This is a genomic window from Pseudomonas sp. FP198 (assembly GCF_030687895.1).
In the GTDB taxonomy this organism is placed as follows: Bacteria; Pseudomonadota; Gammaproteobacteria; order Pseudomonadales; family Pseudomonadaceae; genus Aquipseudomonas.
In genome coordinates, this window is record NZ_CP117452.1 from 5112561 (window position 1) to 5132966 (window position 20406).

Below are 20406 nucleotides of genomic sequence, written 5' to 3' on the forward strand. Positions count from 1 at the left end.
TAACTAGTAGTCAGGATATGACCGAGCCAGAAGACCCCAGCCGCGAGCGCCTCAAGCACCACTTTGCCCAGCGGGTAATTCATCAGGCTCGCCAGATCCTGGAGATATGGCAGCGCCTGCAACGCAGCGAATGGTCCAGTACCGATCTGTCGGAGCTCAGTGAAGCCAATCTGCGCCTGCTGCGCTTTGCCGAGCGCTTCGAGCAACCTGAGCATTGCCAGCTTGCCCAAGGTATCGGTCAATCGTTGCAAGCGGTGGACGCCAATCGCGGGCGCTTGAGCAGCCAGCTGATCACCGAGATCAATCGCTTGATGCAACGCCTGTCCCGCACCGGCTTGCGCCATGGCGACCAGCTCGAGCAAACCTTCCTGCCGCCGCTACGCAAGCCCATCTACATATTGCTGCAAGACCATGACCGTGCCGAACGGCTGGCCAAGCAACTGGAATTCTTCGGCCTCAGCGCCCTGTCCCTGGACAGCGTCGCTGCATTCCGGGCCGCGATGGTCGAGCGTCTGCCTGCGGCCATTGTCATGGACGTGGATTTCAGCGGCCCGGGCGTGGGCCTGAAGCTGGCGGCCCAAGCCCAGGAAGGCCTGGATCAACCCCTGCCGCTATTGTTTTTCAGTTTGCTGGAAACCGATACACCAACGCGGCTGGCCGCCGTGCGCGCCGGCGGGCAGGAGTTTCTCACCGGCACGCTGGAGGCCTCGAGCCTGCTGGAAAAAATCGAAGTGCTGACCTGCGTCGCCCAGTACGAACCCTACAAAGTGTTGATCATCGATGACTCCCGCGCCCAGGCCCTGCACACCGAACGCCTGCTCAACAGCGCCGGCATTGTCACGCGCACGCTGATCGAGCCGATCCAGGCCATGGCCGAGCTGGCGGACTTCCAGCCCGACCTGATCATCCTCGACATGTACATGCCTGCCTGCACCGGTACGGAACTGGCCAAGGTGATCCGCCACAACGACCGCTACGTCAGCGTGCCGATCATTTACCTGTCCGCCGAAGACGACCTGGACAAACAGCTCGACGCCATGAGCGAGGGCGGTGATGACTTCCTGACCAAACCGATCAAGCCCCGGCACCTGATCACCACCGTGCGCAACCGTGCGGCCCGGGCCCGCAATCTCAAGGCACGGATGGTGCGCGACAGCCTCACCGGCCTGTACAACCACACCCATATCCTGCAACTGCTCGAAGACTGCAGCTTCCGCGCCCGCCGTGAGGGCAAGCCCTTGAGCTTCGCCATGCTCGATATCGACCATTTCAAACGGGTCAACGACAGCCACGGCCACCCCATGGGCGACCGGGTGATCAAAAGCCTGGCGCTGTTTCTCAAGCAACGCTTGCGCAAGACCGATTTCATCGGCCGGTACGGCGGCGAAGAGTTCGCCATCGTCATGCCCGACACCGATATTGATGCCGCCTGCACAGTGCTGGACGAAATCCGCCAGCGCTTTGCCGAGATTCACTACCCCGCCCAACCTCAGGACTTGTGGTGCACCTTCAGCGCCGGGGTGGTGGAGATGAGCGAAGAATCCGACAGCCTGATGATGGCCAGCCAGGCGGACGAGGCGCTGTACCGTGCCAAGCACGCCGGGCGCAATCGGGTGCAGAGCGCCAGGCAATCAAAGCAAAGTGCCACTTTTTCATCGGAATCGACTGATTCGGTCATAAACGTGTAACGCAAACGCAATAACTTCAGGCACTTACGATTCTGCCCCCGGTAGACCCTTGATGCGCCTGAAGCTGCTGACCAACCTCAACACTGTTCTTTTAGTTGCCGTATGCCTTGGCCTCGGCGCCACCCTGTGGTGGTCGCAGATCGCCTTGGAGCGTCCATATCTGCTGATGGAACGCTACCTGGGCCTTTCGCGGCAGTTCCAGGGCGAAGTGGCGCGCAACATCGAAGATTACCTGGCCAGCGGCGACGCCTTGCGCCTCAGCGCAGCCACCCAGGCCTTGGAAACCCTGCAAAAAGATCTGCACCAGTTCCCGCCGGACCTGGCCAGGACGCTAAGCCCGAGCCTGTCGAACCTTGACGGTTTCAGCAAGACCGACCTGCTGGCCGCGGGCAAACTGGCGGCTGATCCACAGGCCCTGTTGTTGCAGGCTGAACGTGAGCTGAGCGCCAGCCTGGACCAACTTGCCCAGTACGCCAACGGCGCGCCGGCTTATCTGCCGCCGCTGTTTGCGGCCTCACAGCATTTGGGCCGGTTGTCCCTCGCCCGGGACAAACTGGTCAGCAGCGGCCGCAGTGAACTGGCCGCCGATGTCGAACGGGAACTGGCCAACATCCGCACCCAGGCCCAGCAGCTGGACAGCCTGCCGCTGCTCGGCGTCACCGCCAGCAACGAATCGGGCAGCGATGACTTTGCCGCGTTGATGGGTCTGGAAACCGAGGAAAAGGCCGCCGCCGAAGACGCCGGGATTGCCCTCAAGCGCGAACTCAACAGCCTGCTCGGGCGTTATCCCGCCGAACTGGCGCGCACGCGCGAACTGATCCAGAAACGCACCGAGCTGGCCGATGCCACGCACTTGAAAACCACCGATGTGCAACGGGCAATCGACGCCATGGAGCCTGCGGTCCGCGCCCAACATGGGCAGATCCAGGGCGAAGTGCGGGTCATCCAAGGGGTGATGATCGGTCTGATTCTGCTGATCGCCCTTCTTATCGATACCTTGCAGCGACGCCTGGCCAGGACCTTGACCCGCCTGGCGCCGGCCCTTTCCACTTGGGCCGAAGGCGATTTCAGTGGCGATATCCGTGTCGGCGCCAGCAACCGTGAACTGCAGGACATCGAAGCCTCGCTCAATCGCCTGCGCGCCTATCTGGTAGATCTGGTCGGTACCATCCGCCTGAACGCCGAACAGGTGGCCGGCAGCAGCCGGACCCTGGCCGAGCTCAGTGGCGAACTGCACAGCGGTGCCGAAGACCAGGCCGGTGACACGGCATTGATCCGCGACTCCCTCAGTGAGCTCGAAGCGACCATCCAGCAAGTGGCCGGCGATGCCAGCCAGGCCGCGGATGCCAGTCGCAGTGCGGGGCATGCCGTGGAGCAAGGCCAGAAAGTGATCGGCATGAGCCTCGCCGGCTTGCACTCGCTCGTCGGCGAAGTGCAGGGCAATGCGCAAATGATCGAACAGCTGGCTGAGGAGTCGGCGACCATCGGCGGCGTGCTGACCGTCATCCGCTCGATTGCCGACCAGACCAACCTGTTGGCACTCAACGCCGCCATCGAAGCCGCCCGCGCTGGGGAAATGGGCCGCGGCTTTGCGGTTGTGGCCGAGGAGGTCCGCTCCCTGGCTCAACGCACCGCAGGCGCCACGGCCGAGATCCAGGCGCTCATTGCCCGTTTGCAGCAGGCTGCACGCCAGTCCGTGGAAGGCATGCGCGCCCAGGTCGAACACGCCGAAGCCACCGCCAGCCAGGCCCAGGCGGCCGATGGTGCACTGGATAAAATCGTCGAGGCGATCCAGACCATCGCCGATACCGCAGTGCGCATCGCCGATGTCACCGCCCAGCAAAGCGGCGCCGTCAGCGAAATCCGCGATCACAGCGAGCGGATCCACCAACTGGGCGGGGATAACCTGCAGCGCATCGGCCAGGGCCGGGAACAGGGCGACAACCTGCTGCTCCTGGGCGGGCGGTTGCACACGGCGGTGCAGGCGTTCCGGGTGTGATTTCAGAAGCCCACTGAACCTGCGGCGAGGGAGCTTGCTCCCGCTGGGTCGTGCATCTGCCGTAGAACCCGCCAGCGTTTCTTTCGATGCGCCATGTTGAAAGTCACAGGGCTCCTTGGGCGGGCCCTGATAGATGTTGTCGCATGAAAAGGTTACGGATTTTTTGACACCCCCCCCTCATGCTAGGCTCCCGGCCCTTCAAGAAATTGCAAAAGGAACATGCAATGAGGGTACCTTCGTCGCCACCCGGTGTTTCTGTCGAAGAAAACATGGCCGTGGCACACCATAAGAAAAATGTTCTGAAAGCCGGATCGGCTTTTATCTACTCTTGGTTTTATACCCAAGTAAGAAATCGTGGCCCTTGGGACTACAAGAAACTATCCGCGGAATATGAAGCCTTTGGAAATTTCAACTACGGCGCCACCGGAACCGCGGCAGGCTTCAGCGAAGACGTTCTTTTACGGGCAGCAGGTCTGGCCCAAAGTCGAGCAGGAACAACCACGGCAGAATTCGGGACATGGTGGGGGCAAGCCCCTTTCGGCGACGATCCGGGAGACCAGCGATGGATCAAGGAAGGGGTGAAATATGCCAAATTCAGAAACTACTAAAAAACCGGCCCTTCTCGCTGTCTTGTGCACAGTGCTTGCCCTCGTGCTGGCTTACACCAGTTGGACATGCTTCTTCCGTCAAAATACGCCTGAGTTGACAGAGGTCGTATTACGAAAACCCTTGTCTCAGGGTGCATTTATCTACGGCGTGAAGGTTGAGCGTGGCGGAGCGACGGTTCCTTTCAGTTACCGCTACTACGTCTATCGGACCCTGGCAGCGGACGGTGACATACTTTCCGAACTGAAAACCGCGACGCCATTTCTTGTCACCCGGGATGACTCGATAACCATAGACATCCAGGAACAGACGATTACGGTATTGGTTGACAAGGAAATCTACGCCTACCACAGCAATACCCTCTACCGAAACGCCGATGGCGAAGACTACACGACGGTGAATATCTATTTGCGTTCAGCTCCAGCTGAGTAAGGGCCGAGAGCTCGTTCACGATAGCGGTGGCGCAGCTTGCGTCATCGCTGAATGTGCCATCGTCATCGCGAGCAAGCTCGCTCCCACAGTGCTCAACTGCAGTCTCATGCCAGTGATGACCGAATCCAGATACATGGTCACAAACTTCGCGCAAACATCGGTCAACGTGCCGGCTATTGCCGGGAACTGGACAGTCACAAAGACTTTGCGGCATAGTCTCCGGGTTCTGACACCTGCTCACAGACAACAAGGAACAGCAGATGGCGACCCTTCTGGTCCTGCACGGACCCAACCTGAACCTGCTGGGCACCCGTGAACCGGGCGTCTATGGCGCCGTGACACTGGCCCAGATCAACCAGGACCTGGAGCAACGGGCCCGTAGCGCCGGCCATCATTTGCTCTACCTGCAAAGCAATGCCGAATATGAATTGATCGACCGCATCCATGCCGCGCGTGGCGAAGGCGTGGACTTCATTCTGATCAATCCCGCGGCTTTTACACATACAAGCGTCGCATTACGTGACGCGCTGCTGGCAGTGAGCATCCCATTCATCGAAGTGCATTTGTCCAACGTGCACAAACGCGAACCTTTCCGCCATCACTCCTACTTCTCCGATGTAGCAGTAGGCGTGATCTGCGGCCTTGGCGCCAGCGGTTACCGACTGGCCCTGGAGGCCGCTCTAGAGCAGCTTGAAAAACAGGCAACAGCTTGAACAACAAGCGTTAAACGCCCCTGACCGACCCTTGGGAGTTGATGATTCATGGATATCCGTAAAGTTAAGAAACTGATCGAATTGCTGGAAGAGTCCGGCATCGACGAGCTCGAGATCAAGGAAGGCGAAGAGTCCGTACGCATCAGCCGCCACAGCAAGACCCCGGCCCAGCAGTTCTATGCACCGGCACCGATGCAAGCGCCCGCCGCTGCTCCTGCTCCGGCAGCTGCTCCAGTTGCCGCCGCGGCACCAGCCGCACCGGCCGCGCCGACGCTCAACGGCACTGTTGCTCGCTCGCCGATGGTCGGCACGTTCTATCGCAAGTCTTCCCCGACCTCACCGTCCTTCGTTGAAGTTGGCCAGACAGTGAAGAAAGGCGACACCTTGTGCATCGTCGAAGCCATGAAGATGATGAACCACATCGAAGCTGAAACCAGCGGTGTGATCGAGTCCATCCTCGTCGAAGACGGCCAGCCGGTTGAGTACGACCAACCGCTGTTCACCATCGTTTGAACCGCGGAGAGCCTTTGATGACTGCGAAGTTGGAAAAAGTTCTGATCGCTAACCGCGGTGAGATCGCCCTGCGGATTCTGCGTGCCTGCAAAGAGATGGGCATCAAGACCGTCGCCGTTTACTCCAAGGCCGACAAAGAACTGATGCACCTGGGCCTGGCGGACGAATCCGTCTGCATCGGTCCGGCGTCGGCTGCGCACTCCTACCTGCATATCCCGGCGATCATCGCCGCCGCCGAAGTGACCGGCGCTACCGCCATTCACCCTGGCTACGGTTTCCTCGCGGAAAACGCCGACTTCGCCGAACAGGTGGAAAACTCCGGTTTTGCCTTCATCGGTCCGAAAGCCGAAACCATTCGCCTGATGGGCGACAAGGTTTCGGCCAAGCACGCCATGATCGCTGCCGGCGTGCCAACCGTTCCAGGCTCCGACGGCCCGCTGCCTGAAGACGAAGAAACCGCTCTGCGCATCGGTCGCGAAGTCGGTTATCCGGTGATCATCAAGGCCGCCGGCGGCGGTGGTGGTCGCGGCATGCGTGTGGTGCACAAGGAAGAAGACCTGATTTCCTCGGCAAAACTGACCCGCTCCGAAGCAGGCGCGGCGTTCGGCAACCCGATGGTCTATCTGGAAAAGTTCCTCACCAACCCACGTCACGTCGAGGTCCAGGTACTGTCCGACGGCCAAGGCCAGGCGATTCATCTCGGCGACCGCGATTGCTCGCTGCAACGTCGTCACCAGAAGGTCCTCGAAGAAGCGCCGGCACCAGGCATCGACGAGCAGGCTCGCCAGGAAGTCCTGGCCCGCTGCGTCAAGGCCTGCATCGATATCGGTTACCGCGGCGCGGGTACTTTCGAGTTCCTGTACGAGAACGGTCGTTTCTACTTCATCGAAATGAACACGCGCGTTCAGGTGGAGCATCCGGTTTCGGAAATGGTCACCGGTATCGACATCGTCAAGGAGATGCTCAGCATCGCCGCTGGTAACAAGCTGTCGTTCACCCAGGATGACGTGGTCATCCGCGGTCACGCGCTGGAATGCCGGATCAACGCCGAAGACCCGAAAACCTTCATGCCAAGCCCAGGCACGGTCAAGCATTTCCATGCCCCGGGCGGCAACGGCGTTCGCGTCGATTCGCACCTGTACAGCGGTTATGCCGTTCCGCCGAACTACGACTCGTTGATCGGCAAGCTGATCACTTACGGGGCAACCCGCGACGAAGCCATGGCGCGCATGCGCAATGCGCTGGACGAGATCGTGGTGGACGGGATCAAGACCAACATCCCGCTGCACCGCGACCTCACCCGCGACGAAGGCTTCTGCAAAGGGGGCGTGAACATTCACTACCTCGAGCACAAGCTGGCGGGCGAAAAGCACTAAGCTTCAACCGCACCAGACAAAGCCGCCTTCGGGCGGCTTTGTCGTTCCTGCAGGTTTCGCAAACCCTCCCACAAAAGCTTTGCGCTCGCGTAAACTTGCGCGCTTCGCTGGCCGCTAGGCTGCAATCATCATTTTTCAAAGGTGCCCGCCATGCCTTGGCTGCAAGTACGTCTGGCCATCAGCCCGGAACAAGCCGAAACCTATGAAGACGCCTTTCTTGAAGTTGGCGCCGTTTCGGTCACCTTCATGGATGCCGAGGACCAGCCGATCTTCGAGCCGGAACTCAACACCACCCCGCTGTGGTCGCACACCCACCTGCTGGCCCTGTTCGAGGGTGGCACCGAAGCCACCAGCGTGCTTGCTCACCTGGAGCTGCTGACCGGCGGCCCGCTACCCGAGCACCACAGCGAAGTGATCGAGGACCAGGATTGGGAACGCAGCTGGATGGACAACTTCCAGCCGATGCGCTTCGGCCAGCGCTTGTGGATCGTGCCGAGCTGGCATGCCGCACCGGAGCCGGACGCGGTCAACCTGCTGCTGGACCCGGGCCTGGCGTTCGGCACCGGCACCCATCCGACCACCGCGCTGTGCCTGGAGTGGCTCGACGGCCAGGACCTGAAGGACTGCCACGTACTGGACTTCGGCTGCGGTTCGGGGATCCTGGCCATTGCCGCGCTGCTGCTGGGCGCCAAGGAAGCGGTCGGCACCGATATTGATGTCCAGGCCCTGGAAGCGTCCCGCGACAACGCCGGACGCAACAACATTGCCGAAGCACTTTTCCCGCTGTACCTGCCCCAAGACCTGCCCCAAGTACAGGCCGACGTACTGGTGGCCAACATCCTCGCCGGCCCGCTGGTGTCGCTGGCACCGCAGCTGTCCAGCCTGGTCAAGCCGGGCGGACGCCTGGCGCTGTCGGGCATCCTGGCGGAACAGGGCGAAGAAGTCGCCGCCGCCTATGCCGGGGATTTCGACCTGGACCCGATTGCCAATCGCGATGGCTGGGTGCGCATCACTGGACGTCGGCGCTAGAATGGCCGCCTGTATCGACCGGATTGCCGCATGACCGACAGCTTCGTCACCCAGTGCCCGCATTGCCACACCAGTTTTCGTGTCAGCCATGCTCAATTGAGCGTGGCACGCGGGGTGGTTCGCTGCGGCTCGTGCCTGCAGGTGTTCAACGCCGCGCGACAATTGCTCGAGCAGCGCACGGCCAAGACCGTTGCGCCCCCACTCGCGCCGCTCGCCGCGCCAGTCGTCGATACACCGCCGCCCCGCGCCATCAGCCAGAAACAATGGAGCGCCGCCGAGCTCGACCTCGATGACCTGGACAAGGAGCTCGCGCGCCTGGAGCGCCTTGAAAAGCGCGCCCCGGACAGCTTTGGCCGGCGTCGCGAAGACAACCTGAGCGCCCAGCGCGAGCAGCTTCCGGACGAGCCGGAAGCCTGGTCCGACAGCCTCTACAGCGAATCCCCCAGCGAACGCGCCGAAGGCGCTCTGCAAATACCGGTCGAGCCGTTCGAGCCTCATGAGCCCGCCCGGCCGCCACGGACCGAACCCTCCTTGTCCCTGGCCCTTGAGCCCCTGGAGCCGGACGACGAACTTGTCGCCCCGCTCAGCCTCACGCCGGACGACGAGCCGCACGAACACCTTGAGCGCCTGTCCGCCACCGACGACCTGGATGACGAACCGGAGCCTGCGACAACGCCGCGCAAGAAGCGCGAGCGCCATGAGCCGGGGATACGCGCCGAAGCGCTGCAGGACCTGGACGACGACCCACTGCAACTGGACTGGCGCAAACGCCGCTCGCCCTGGGGCCGTCGCCTGCTCTGGAGCCTGTTGATATTGCTCGGCGCGGCAGCGCTGGCCGGCCAGTACATCGCCTACCATTTCGAAGAACTGGCCCGCCAGGACCAGTACCGTCCGTGGTTCCTGCAAATCTGCCCGGTCATCGGCTGCGATGTCCCGTCTAAAGTGGACATCGCCAAGATCAAGAGCAGCAACCTGGTGGTGCGCAGCCATCCGGAATTCAGCGGCGCCCTGGTGGTGGACGCGATCATCTACAATCGCGCGCCCTTCTCCCAGCCGTTCCCCCTGCTGGAGTTGCGTTTTGCCGACCTCAACGGTCACCTGATCGCCAGCCGTCGCTTCAAGCCAGGCGAGTACCTGGGCGGCGATCTCGAAGGCCGGGGGGAAATGCCGCCGCAGACGCCGATCCATATCGCCCTGGATATCCTCGATCCGGGGCCGAAAGCGGTGAACTACAGCCTGAGCTTTCATTCACCCGAATGAAGCCACCAGGGCCGATTGATTGACGGCAGCTTTCTGACTCGACCCACCCAGACCAAACCGCTGGCGATAACAAAATAGCTGTTCAGATTTTATCCAATTCGACCTTTATCCAGTCATCGAGAGCGGGTATCATGCCAACCCTTTTTCGAAGTCTCATGATCCGGCCCCACTTCAGGGAAGTCCTATGTCGGCGGTACGCATCGGCCCATATACATTGCAGAACGGTCTGGTCCTCGCCCCGATGGCGGGCGTTACCGATCAGCCCTTTCGTCAGTTGTGCAAACGATTGGGCGCCGGCCTCGTGGTCTCGGAAATGGTCACCAGCGACATGAGTCTGTGGAACACCCGCAAATCGCGTCTGCGCATGATCCACGAAGGCGATCCCGAGCCCCGCTCGGTACAGATCGCCGGTGGCGACGCACAGATGCTGGCGGAGGCGGCCCGGGCGAATGTCGAGCTGGGGGCGCAGATCATTGACATCAACATGGGCTGCCCGGCGAAGAAGGTCTGTAACAAGGCCGCAGGCTCGGCGCTGTTGAAGGATGAAGCCCTGGTCACCGAGATCCTGCAGGCGGTTGTCGCCGCAGTCGATGTGCCGGTGACCCTGAAGATCCGCACCGGCTGGGACCGGGACAACAAGAACGGCCTGACGGTGGCGAAGATCGCCGAACAGGCAGGTATCACGGCGCTGGCGGTGCATGGCCGCACCCGTGCCGACCTGTACACCGGCGAAGCCGAGTACGACACCATTGCCGCGATCAAGCAGGCGGTGTCCATTCCGGTGTTTGCCAACGGCGATGTCGATTCGCCCGAAAAGGCCCGGTACGTGCTGGACGCGACCGGTGCCGACGGCCTGTTGATCGGCCGGGCCGCCCAGGGGCGGCCATGGATTTTTCGTGAGATCGAACATTTCCTGCGCACCGGTGAAAAGCTCGCTGCGCCGCAATTGTCCGAGGTGGAACGTATTCTGCTAGAGCATCTGGCCGCGCTGCACGCCTTCTATGGCGACGTCATGGGCGTACGCATCGCTCGCAAGCATGTGGGCTGGTATCTCGCAACCCTGCCGGGCGCCAGGGAGTTTCGCGCCCGTTTCAATCGTTTGGATGGTACGCAAGCACAATGCGCCGACGTTCAGGCGTTTTTCGCCGAACGTTACAAGAGCCTGACAGGGGACGAAGGGGTGGCCGCATGACGATGATGACCGAGACTTTAGTGAGTGGAATAACACCCGTGAGCGACAACGTGAATTTGAAACAGCACCTCAACACGCCCAGCGAAGAAGGCCAGACCCTTCGCGGGAGCGTCGAGAAGGCGCTGCACAATTATTTCGCCCACCTTGAGGGCGCTGCCGTCACGGATGTGTACAACCTGGTGCTTTCCGAAGTCGAGGCACCGCTGCTCGAGAGCGTGATGAACTACGTCAAGGGCAACCAGACCAAGGCCAGTGAGCTGCTGGGCCTGAACCGCGGCACCCTGCGCAAGAAACTCAAGCAGTACGATCTGCTGTAAGCATTCAATCAAACCAGAAAGGCGCCCGCGTAAAAAACGGTCGCCTTTTTTGCTGACTTCCCTTGCTTTTGATGGAAATTGAAATGACCGACCAGACCACCCGCCTGCCGATCCGCCGCGCCTTGATCAGCGTCTCCGACAAGACCGGGATCCTTGAATTCGCCCGCGAGCTGCAACAGCTGGGCGTCGAGATCCTCTCGACCGGCGGGACCTTCAAGTTGCTGCAGGACAACGGCGTCGCCGCAGTGGAAGTTGCGGACTACACCGGCTTCGCGGAAATGATGGACGGTCGGGTCAAGACCCTGCACCCGAAGATCCACGGCGGGATCCTCGGTCGTCGCGGCATTGATGACGCCATCATGAACGAACACGGCATCAAGCCGATCGACCTGGTGGCGGTCAACCTCTACCCGTTCGAAGCGACCATCAACAAGCCCGGCTGCGACCTGCCGACCGCCATTGAGAACATCGACATCGGTGGCCCGACCATGGTCCGCTCGGCGGCCAAGAACCATAAGGACGTGGCGATCGTGGTCAATGCCAGCGACTACGCCAGTGTCCTGGAAAACCTCAAGGCCGGTGGCCTGACCTACGCCCAGCGCTTCGATCTGATGCTCAAGGCCTTCGAACACACCGCCGCCTACGACGGCATGATCGCCAACTACATGGGCACCGTGAACCAGGCAGCCGAGACCCTGAGCACCGAAGGCCGCAGCGAATTCCCGCGCACCTTCAACACCCAGTTCGTCAAGGCCCAGGAAATGCGCTACGGCGAGAACCCGCACCAGAGCGCGGCGTTCTACGTGGAAGCCAAGCCCGCCGAAGTCGGCATCGCTACCGCGACCCAATTGCAAGGCAAGGAACTCTCGTTCAACAACGTGGCCGACACCGACGCCGCGCTGGAATGCGTGAAAAGCTTCGTCAAGCCAGCCTGCGTGATCGTCAAGCATGCCAACCCGTGCGGCGTCGCGGTGAGCCCGGACGCCGAGGGCGGCATCCGCCAGGCCTACGAACTGGCCTACGCCACCGACACCGAGTCGGCCTTCGGCGGCATCATCGCCTTCAACCGCGAGCTGGACGCCGAGACCGCCAAGGCCATCGTCGAGCGCCAGTTCGTCGAAGTGATCATTGCCCCTTCCGTCAGCGATGAAGCCCGCGCCATTGTTGCCGCCAAGGCCAACGTGCGCCTGCTCGCCTGCGGTCAATGGTCGGCCGACCGTGCGCCGGCCTGGGACTACAAGCGCGTCAATGGCGGCCTGCTGGTCCAGAGCCGTGATATCGGCATGATCGGCAGCGAAGACCTCAAGGTCGTGACCCAGCGCGCGCCAAGCGAGCAGGAAATCAACGACCTGATCTTCGCCTGGAAAGTCGCCAAGTACGTCAAGTCCAATGCCATCGTCTACGCCAAGAACCGCCAGACCATCGGCGTCGGCGCCGGCCAGATGAGCCGCGTCAACTCGGCGCGCATCGCTGCGATCAAGGCTGAGCACGCCGGTTTGCAGGTACAGGGCGCCGTCATGGCCTCCGATGCGTTCTTCCCGTTCCGCGACGGCATCGACAACGCGGCCAAGGTTGGCATCACGGCGGTGATCCAGCCGGGTGGTTCGATGCGTGACGCTGAAGTGATTGCCGCGGCTGATGAAGCCGGCATTGCGATGGTATTCACCGGCATGCGCCACTTCCGTCACTAACAAGACAACGGCCGCACTGAAGCCGATATCTGCTGCGTTGGAGCCGACCTCGATGATGCTCATTGCCAAAAGGCAACTCCGCTCATCGAAGTCGGCTCCGCCTTGCATCTACCGACTTCATTGCGACCTCCTACGGCGCAAAATGCCTTAGGTTCCGAACAGAATCAGCGTCATCCGAGGTTTTTGAAATGAATGTTTTGATCATTGGCAGCGGTGGCCGTGAACACGCCCTGGCCTGGAAAGTGGCTCAGGATCCGCGCGTGCAGAAGGTCTTTGTCGCACCGGGCAATGCCGGCACCGCCATCGAAGCCAAGTGCGAAAACGTTGCCATCGACGTACTGGCCTTGGAGCAACTGGCCGACTTCGCCGAGAAGAACGTCTCGCTGACTATCGTCGGCCCGGAAGTGCCGCTGGTCGCTGGCGTGGTCGACCTGTTCCGCTCTCGCGGCCTGGACTGCTTCGGCCCGACCGCCGGGGCCGCACAGCTGGAAGGTTCGAAAGCGTTTACCAAGGATTTCCTGGCACGTCACAAGATCCCGACCGCCGACTACCAGAACTTCACCGAAATCGAACCGGCACTGGCTTACCTGCGCGAAAAAGGCGCACCGATCGTGATCAAGGCCGACGGCCTGGCCGCCGGCAAAGGCGTGATCGTTGCCATGACCCTGGCCGAAGCCGAAGACGCCGTGCGTGACATGCTCGCCGGAAACGCTTTTGGTGACGCCGGATCGCGGGTTGTCATCGAAGAATTCCTCGATGGCGAGGAAGCCAGTTTCATCGTCATGGTCGACGGCAGGAATGTCTTGCCGATGGCCACCAGCCAGGACCACAAACGTGTCGGCGACGGCGACAGCGGCCCGAACACCGGCGGCATGGGCGCCTACTCCCCCGCTCCGGTAGTCACCGCCGAGGTACACCAGCGCGTGATGGACCAGGTGATCTGGCCGACCGTGCGCGGCATGGCCGAGGAAGGCAACGTCTACACCGGTTTCCTCTACGCCGGCCTGATGATCGACAAGGCAGGTAACCCGAAAGTCATCGAATTCAACTGCCGTTTCGGCGATCCTGAGACCCAGCCGGTAATGCTGCGCCTGCAATCGAGCCTGGTGCTGCTGGTCGAAGCGGCCCTGGCCCAGGCGCTGGACAAGGTTGAAGCCCAATGGGATCCGCGTCCAAGCGTTGGCGTGGTGCTGGCGGCGGGTGGTTATCCAGGCGACTATGCCAAGGGCAGCGCCATCAAGGGCCTGGACGCCGCCGCGCAATTGGAAGGCAAGGTGTTCCACGCCGGCACGGCATTGAAGGATGGACAGGTGGTCACCGCCGGTGGTCGCGTGCTTTGCGCCACGGCCATGGGCGCCAGTGTCGATGCTGCCCAGCAGCAGGCCTACCGGCTTGCCGCACAGATTGATTGGGAAGGTTGCTTCTACCGCAACGACATTGGCTACCGAGCCATTGCCCGTGAGCGTGGCGAAAACCAGGAATAACCCGGCCGTTCAGCCAGGCAGAGGCCCATGGCCCTTGCCTGGCTGCCGGGGCGCCGCGCATAGTTATAATCTGGCATCAACCTATGAAGGGATTTCGCCGTGCGCTGGCTCAGGATTGCCATAGGCTTCACCGTTACCCTGCTGACACTGCTCTGCATGTTCCCGGCCCAGGCCGCGCCAGGCAGTGGCTGGGCGATATTGCTCGACGAACAGGGTAACCTGAAGCTGAGCGATATCCGCTCCGCCCGCTACACCAATCAATTCAGCCCGATAGACCTGGACCACCTCAAGGCGGCCGAACCCGGCGGAGCATTATGGCTGCGTTTCCGGCTGGCGCCTGACCGGCATGAACAGATTCTGCGCATCTTTGCACCAGACCTGTCGCGCCTGAATCTTTATGTGCTGGACGGCGATACGCTGATTGATCAACAGATCAGTGGCAATGCCACGCCAGATACCGAACAGGCCGCTCCCAGCAGTGATCTCATGCTGGCACTGCCGCGCAGTGACAAGCCCCTCGACGTCTACCTGCGATTGGCCTCCCGGTACGAACTGCGCCCCTACGTCACACTGCAACCGGCCATAACGGCGGCGGCCAATCAGAACCAGACGCTGATCTACGGCCTGCTGTTCGGCTGCATCGCCATGTTGATCCTGCACAACCTCACCCGTTACGCCTATACCCGCTCGCGCAGTTGCCTGTGGCTGGCAGCCTGTGAAGGGCTGCTGATGCTCAGCCTGATCCTCTTGCTGAACCTGGCCGGGGCCTGGCTGCCTGACTGGCCGGCGATCCAGACGCCGGGAGCGTACCTGGCGCTGTTGCTGACCGCGCCCTGCGGCTTGATGTTCGCTTTTCGTTTCTTCGCGCCGCTGGGCGAGCATCCGCTGAACCGGCTGCTGGTGGGGGAAATCGTCTTCATCGTGCTATGCAGCCTGCTGCTGTTGTTCGTCAATACGCTGCCGCTCAACATCATCACCTATGCACTGGTGGCGCTGGCCGGGCTGAGCATGTTGTTCGTCAGCGCCTGGCACTGGCAGAAAGGCTACCGCCCGGCACGCCTGTTCGTCGCCGCCATGGTGGTGTTCAACCTCGGCACGCTGATTATCCTCCCGGCCTTGCAAGGGCTGACGGAAGTCGCGCCGCAAGGCCTGATCGTCACGCTGCTGGTCTTCATCTGCATCAGCGGCCTGTTGATGAGCGTCGCCCTGGGCGAACGCCAGCGGTCGATCAACGAGAGCCGCTTCAGCATCAGCCGCGACCTGGCGGCAAGCAATGCCGAGATCAACGCCAAGGCCGAGTTCCTGGCCAAGATCAGTCATGAGATCCGCACCCCCATGAACGGCGTGCTGGGCATGACCGAGTTGCTGCTGGGCACGCCATTGTCGGTCAAGCAGCGTGACTACGTGCAGACGATCCACAGCGCCGGCAACGAACTGCTCACACTGATCAACGAAATCCTCGATATTTCCCGTCTCGAATCGGGCCAGATCGAGCTGGACGATGTGCAATTCGACCTGAATGCGCTGATCGAGGACTGCCTGAGCATCTTCCGCGCCAAGGCTGAACAGCAGAATGTCGAGCTGATCAGTTTTATCCAGCCCCAGGTGCCACGTGTCATCAGTGGTGATCCGACGCGGCTGCGCCAGGCCCTGCTGAGCCTGCTGGAAAATGCCCTGAAGAAAACCGACGAGGGCGAAGTGCTGATCGTCGTCGCCCTTGATGAACGCAGCAACCAGCCACGCCTGCGTATCGCGGTGCAGGACAGCGGTTCGCCCATGGACGCCGAGGAGCGCGACACGCTGATGCACGCCGAGCTGCACAGCAAGAATTTCCTCTCCGCCACGCGACTGGGGGGCAACCTGGGCCTGGTCATCGCCCGCCAGTTGATCATGCTGATGCACGGCGAGTTCGGCATCAAGAGTGGAAGCAGCCAGGGCAGCACCTTGTGGCTGACCTTGCCACTGGACCCTGACCGCCTCGAACACCCGACTTCCGACCTCGACAGCCCGCTGCAAGGGGCGCGGGTATTGGTCGTCGACGACAACGACACCTGCCGCAAAGTACTGGTGCAACAGTGCAGCGCCTGGGGCCTGAACGTCAGTGCGGTGCCGTCGGGCAAGGAAGCCCTGGCGCTGCTGCGCACCAAGGCGCACCTGCGCGATTATTTCGACGTGGTGCTGCTGGACCAGAACATGCCCGGCATGACCGGCATGCAGTTGGCGGCCAAGATCAAGGAAGACCCGAGCCTGAACCACGACATCCTGTTGATCATGCTCACCGGTATCAGCAACGCGCCGAGCAAGATCGTGGCGCGTAACAGTGGCGTCAAGCGCATCCTCGCCAAACCGGTGGCCGGCTATACGCTCAAGACTACCCTGGCGGACGAACTGAACCAGCGCAATAAAGGCCAGGCTCCGACTGCCCCGGTGAATGCCGGCCCGCTCCTGCCGGTGAAAGTGCCCAGCGACTTTCGTATCCTGGTAGCCGAAGACAACAGCATCTCCACCAAAGTCATCCGCGGCATGCTCGGCAAGCTCAACCTGCAACCCGATACCGCCAGCAATGGCGAAGAAGCCCTCAAGGCCATGAAGGAGCAGCGCTACGACCTGGTCCTGATGGATTGCGAGATGCCGATACTCGACGGTTTCTCCGCCACCCAGCAGCTACGCGCCTGGGAAGTCGGCAACCAACGGACCCGCACCCCGGTGGTCGCGCTGACGGCGCACATCCTGGCCGAACACAAGGAACGCGCGCGCCAGGCCGGGATGGACGGGCATATGGCCAAGCCGGTGGAGCTGTCACAGTTGCGCGAGCTGATCGAGCATTGGGTGGCCCAGCGTGATCATCAAAACAAGACCGCGACGCATATTTCTTGAAGAGTCGCACGGCAATCGGCTGGTGCTCGCAGCTCTATTAAAATTCCAATGCATGAATATTACGCGCTGTTTCATCCAAAACCGCAGCCGCGACTTTCTTCCTGAACGTCCCGTAATGCAGCGTACTGAAGGTGATGAGTGCCATTTGCTCCAGACTGGTGGCGACGACTTCTTCCATGGGCCAGAACAGAAACTTCGAGACGGTCCTGCGAGTACTGAATTGTTTGTGGTAGAGCGCGATCTCTATTTTTCCGGGAGACTTCAGGACACAAGGAATCACTTGGAAAAAACCCCTATCGCGCCGCAGGCTGGCCCCTTCGAATATTTCAATCGCATCCGGGCTGTTTTCCAAAGCCCCTAACGCTTGACTTGCCTGCTGCGAAAAGCGCCCGGCCAATGACAGGGACAGCTGTCGGGAAACGCTATCGGCCATCAATCCCTGTCCAGCTTCCATGAGTCGGACAGGGCGCGCAGTATCCCACCCCAGAAACCTGAGCTTATTCTTGTAATAGTCGAACCAATTGCCTACCAAGCCGTCCCGGTATGCCGAGCGGGTGGCTAGTTGCGCGTACAGGTTGCTTAGATAAATGTCTTCGCGATCCTGAGGAGACAGCCCCCGTTCGAACGACACAATGCTTGAGCCCACTACGGCAGCCCTCGACGCAGAGCTGCTGTGAAGCAAACCTTCGCCAGCTGGCAGGCGCTCAATATTCATTACAGGGTCCCTGTTCAATGTCGCCGGAAACATCAAAAACATGCTTCGCGGGCTTGTCCCCGAGCTTTCGTACGATCGCACTGCGCATAGGGTTGTATAGCTCTTGGGATAAGCGGGCCTGGAAGCACCTGGACTGAAGATTTCCCACCACGTTGGCAACGGACAGGCACTGCCCGAGCGGGTTTTGAACGGCCGGTTGCGTAGTTTCATAGCTCAGGGAGACGCTGCTCAGCAACGGACCTTGTCGGGCCAGAATCACTTGCAAGCAGAGCCTGCCTATAGCCTGACCGGTCGAACGAAACTGTACAGGTTCGCTGCGCTTGCAGGCCTGTTCGCGCAACTGCTCGATGGCCGGCAGAGTGTCGGGTAGTTGCGCAATACGGCTCAACAAGCGAGTGATTTCATCGGCGCCCGCGAGGTCGATAGATCCCGCCAGCCGACGCCCTATCCAATGCGCTGCATTTAAGTTGGATTGCTCATCAAGTTTGAAGTTGTCCCATGCGGCGGCTTCCTGCAACCAGCCATTCTTCAATACGTCACGGTACTCGTCATACCGTTCCTGTGCCTGGGTATAAGCTGGGTATTTTTTATTGGCAACCAACTGCGCAAATAATATCGATTCCAACACATCGCTTTTCTCCTGCCCCGTCATATCTCGGGACAACAGCACTACAACCCCGGCGTTAATAAAAGCCGAATAATGGTTATCCATTGCACCACCTTATTCTTTTTAGGGTTGACGACTAGCTGCTAGTCGCCAAGTGGTTATCTCAATCAGAGTTCGTACGCCTCGATTTTTTGCTGTGCCCGATCGCCGAGCTTCTCGATAATGATCGCGCGCGTACGGTTAATGACAGTCGGCACCATGGTCATGTGGCTTTCACCACGGTAAAGATCGACCGAGCTGCTGTCCCAGTTAACAAACAATACTTGGGTCTGGTTCGTACGTTTGATGAAACGTACCGCCCCCAGCGCCATGATGACTTCACCATGAGGCGTCTCATGGCAGGCGGCTACGCCGAACCCTCCCGTGCCAGACTCCTGGATGTTCTGGTTAAACACCCGAAGTGGCTTGTCACGAGCTGCAAGAGATGCGACGGCGTCGCTGGCGACCTTGAGCATTAGCAAGGACGCAGGCCCGGGAATCGCGGCTGCCGTCAGCGCCGAACCGAGGACTTTGAGCACCAATTCATCCATCGTGAAACTTTTCCCCGAGGCGGCCGTCGAGTCGTAGTACTTTTGCAGAATTATCCAGCCGCAATCCTGCATCACTTCCAGGAAAAGTTGATACCACTCTTTGCCCTGTTCATCTTTTGGATAGCGCTTGTTAGCCACTAATGATGCGAACAAATAAGAGTGCTGGACATCCGCCTGCTTTTGTTCGGACATCCCCGAAACAAAAGTCAGGATGCCGTTACCGACAACCGAGGCCCGATCCGGCTTCTCGGGTTCGCCAGCCGTCTTCCCGGAAGAAACAGCATACGTACGCGACGACAGTTCGAACTCTTCCGGCGCAACATCATGAGCGCCCAGACGCTCAAGACGATCAGCCATGGTTACAACAGAATAATCTTTAACACTCATACCATTCCCTTATTTAATAAAGATCCTCCGTGGATCCGCGAGACAAACTTACTCAACCGACCTCATAACAACAAGCGCGCAACTGTAACAGCGAATAATCAAACTCAACGTCTTACAAGTAACGGTAATAATCAAGTGACCTCTTCCGGTACTTGCATTCGCCCTTGCCACGAGCCGACAGATACCCCGCTGCCTGATAGACTCCACGTCAATTTCATTCGTCGCGAGCCTCCACCATGCTCCATGTGCTGTTCAGCGTTTATCTGAAAATGCTGGTGCTCTATAGCCCGTTCTTCGTGCTGTCGTGTTTTATCAGCCTGACCCGCGGCTATTCGCGCAAGGAACAACGTCGCCTGGCCTGGAAGGTCGCGACCGCGACGCTGGTGTCCAGCGTGTTGCTGTACCTGTTCGGAAGAGTGATTTTCAGCGTGTTCGGCATCACCGTGGATGCATTCCGTATCGGCGCCGGCAGTGTGCTGTTCATTTCGGCACTGGGCATGGCCCAGGGCAAGTCGGCGGTACAGACCGATAATGTCCAGCAAGACGTAACCATCGTCCCGCTGACCATTCCATTGACCGTCGGCCCCGGCACCATCGGCGCCTTGCTGGTGATGGGCGTAAGCCAGCCGCACTGGGACGACAAGCTCATGGCGATCATCAGCATCGCCCTCGCCAGCTTCACCGTTGGCGTCGTGCTTTACCTGTCCAGCCGCATCGAACGGATCCTTGGCGATCAAGGCCTGCAGATCGTCAGCCGCCTGATGGGGCTGTTTGTCTGCGCACTGGCGGCGCAGATCATTTTTACCGGGGTAAAAGGATATTTAGCCCCGTAGCAATTCAACCGCCTGCTGGGACTCTAGACGTGACGGATGTAAAAATACTTGGAGCGATTCGACCTCAGCCAGAACCGCCCCATGAAAAATTAAATCA

At 60.5% G+C, this 20406-nt stretch carries 18 protein-coding genes; 15 read left to right on the forward strand and 3 right to left on the reverse strand.

The window, feature by feature from the left end; genetic code table 11:
* The first annotated feature begins 17 nt into the window (after positions 1–17).
* The 14 genes from PSH78_RS23270 (at position 18) to PSH78_RS23335 (ending at position 17177) form a co-directional block, all read left to right on the forward strand.
* The gene (locus tag PSH78_RS23270; protein ID WP_305497073.1) at positions 18–1688 is read left to right on the forward strand and encodes a PleD family two-component system response regulator; all 1671 of its coding nucleotides are present in this window, start codon (positions 18–20) and stop codon (positions 1686–1688) included.
* A 1396-nt stretch (positions 1689–3084) separates the two neighbouring features.
* Positions 3085–3687 carry a methyl-accepting chemotaxis protein gene (locus PSH78_RS26765; protein ID WP_370871141.1) on the forward strand — a complete coding sequence of 201 codons (603 nt, stop codon included), beginning with the start codon at positions 3085–3087 and terminating at the stop codon, positions 3685–3687.
* A 224-nt stretch (positions 3688–3911) separates the two neighbouring features.
* Positions 3912–4295 (forward strand): polymorphic toxin type 44 domain-containing protein, encoded by a 384-nt coding sequence (locus tag PSH78_RS23280; protein WP_370871019.1) that lies wholly within the window; start codon positions 3912–3914, stop codon positions 4293–4295.
* Positions 4273–4725 (forward strand): hypothetical protein, encoded by a 453-nt coding sequence (locus tag PSH78_RS23285; RefSeq protein ID WP_305497075.1) that lies wholly within the window; start codon positions 4273–4275, stop codon positions 4723–4725. Before PSH78_RS23280 ends, PSH78_RS23285 begins: the two co-directional genes overlap by 23 nt.
* 260 nt (positions 4726–4985) lie before the next feature.
* A complete protein-coding gene (aroQ, locus tag PSH78_RS23290; protein WP_305497076.1) occupies positions 4986–5438 on the forward strand; it encodes a type II 3-dehydroquinate dehydratase in 453 nt (150 codons plus the stop codon).
* A gap of 48 nt (positions 5439–5486) precedes the next feature.
* Complete coding sequence (accB, locus tag PSH78_RS23295) at positions 5487–5951, forward strand: acetyl-CoA carboxylase biotin carboxyl carrier protein (RefSeq protein WP_134922689.1); 465 nt, start codon at positions 5487–5489, stop codon at positions 5949–5951.
* Between the two features lie 17 nt (positions 5952–5968).
* Positions 5969–7327: an acetyl-CoA carboxylase biotin carboxylase subunit gene (accC, locus tag PSH78_RS23300; RefSeq protein ID WP_007971365.1), complete on the forward strand. Its 1359-nt coding sequence runs from the start codon at positions 5969–5971 to the stop codon at positions 7325–7327.
* Positions 7328–7477: 150 nt separating this feature from the next.
* On the forward strand, positions 7478–8356 hold the full coding sequence (prmA, locus tag PSH78_RS23305; protein ID WP_305497077.1) for a 50S ribosomal protein L11 methyltransferase: 879 nt from the start codon (positions 7478–7480) through the stop codon (positions 8354–8356).
* A 30-nt stretch (positions 8357–8386) separates the two neighbouring features.
* A complete protein-coding gene (locus tag PSH78_RS23310) occupies positions 8387–9616 on the forward strand; it encodes a DUF3426 domain-containing protein (RefSeq protein ID WP_305497078.1) in 1230 nt (409 codons plus the stop codon).
* Between the two features lie 184 nt (positions 9617–9800).
* The gene (gene dusB / locus PSH78_RS23315) at positions 9801–10808 is read left to right on the forward strand and encodes a tRNA dihydrouridine synthase DusB (protein WP_305497079.1); all 1008 of its coding nucleotides are present in this window, start codon (positions 9801–9803) and stop codon (positions 10806–10808) included.
* A complete protein-coding gene (gene fis / locus PSH78_RS23320; RefSeq protein ID WP_025211617.1) occupies positions 10805–11125 on the forward strand; it encodes a DNA-binding transcriptional regulator Fis in 321 nt (106 codons plus the stop codon). The genes dusB and fis overlap by 4 nt, the downstream gene beginning before the upstream one ends.
* Positions 11126–11208: 83 nt before the next feature.
* Positions 11209–12816 carry a bifunctional phosphoribosylaminoimidazolecarboxamide formyltransferase/IMP cyclohydrolase gene (gene purH / locus PSH78_RS23325; protein WP_305497080.1) on the forward strand — a complete coding sequence of 536 codons (1608 nt, stop codon included), beginning with the start codon at positions 11209–11211 and terminating at the stop codon, positions 12814–12816.
* 188 nt (positions 12817–13004) lie between these two features.
* Positions 13005–14300: a phosphoribosylamine--glycine ligase gene (gene purD, locus PSH78_RS23330; RefSeq protein ID WP_305497081.1), complete on the forward strand. Its 1296-nt coding sequence runs from the start codon at positions 13005–13007 to the stop codon at positions 14298–14300.
* A 99-nt stretch (positions 14301–14399) separates the two neighbouring features.
* Positions 14400–17177: a hybrid sensor histidine kinase/response regulator gene (locus PSH78_RS23335; RefSeq protein ID WP_305497082.1), complete on the forward strand. Its 2778-nt coding sequence runs from the start codon at positions 14400–14402 to the stop codon at positions 17175–17177.
* Positions 17178–17214: 37 nt separating this feature from the next.
* On the opposite strand, the gene PSH78_RS23340 is transcribed toward PSH78_RS23335, so the two are convergent.
* The 3 genes from PSH78_RS23340 to PSH78_RS23350 form a co-directional block, all read right to left on the reverse strand.
* A complete protein-coding gene (locus PSH78_RS23340; protein WP_305497084.1) occupies positions 17215–17892 on the reverse strand; it encodes a hypothetical protein in 678 nt (225 codons plus the stop codon).
* Positions 17882–18604 (reverse strand): hypothetical protein, encoded by a 723-nt coding sequence (locus tag PSH78_RS23345; protein ID WP_305497085.1) that lies wholly within the window; start codon positions 18602–18604, stop codon positions 17882–17884. The genes PSH78_RS23340 and PSH78_RS23345 overlap by 11 nt, the downstream gene beginning before the upstream one ends.
* Before the next feature lie 62 nt (positions 18605–18666).
* A complete protein-coding gene (locus PSH78_RS23350; RefSeq protein WP_305497087.1) occupies positions 18667–19476 on the reverse strand; it encodes a hypothetical protein in 810 nt (269 codons plus the stop codon).
* 236 nt (positions 19477–19712) lie between these two features.
* Here PSH78_RS23350 and PSH78_RS23355 point away from each other — a divergent pair, with 236 nt between their 5' ends.
* Positions 19713–20309, forward strand: coding sequence for a MarC family protein (locus PSH78_RS23355; RefSeq protein ID WP_039593516.1), 597 nt, complete (start codon positions 19713–19715; stop codon positions 20307–20309).
* Positions 20310–20406 lie beyond the last annotated feature (97 nt).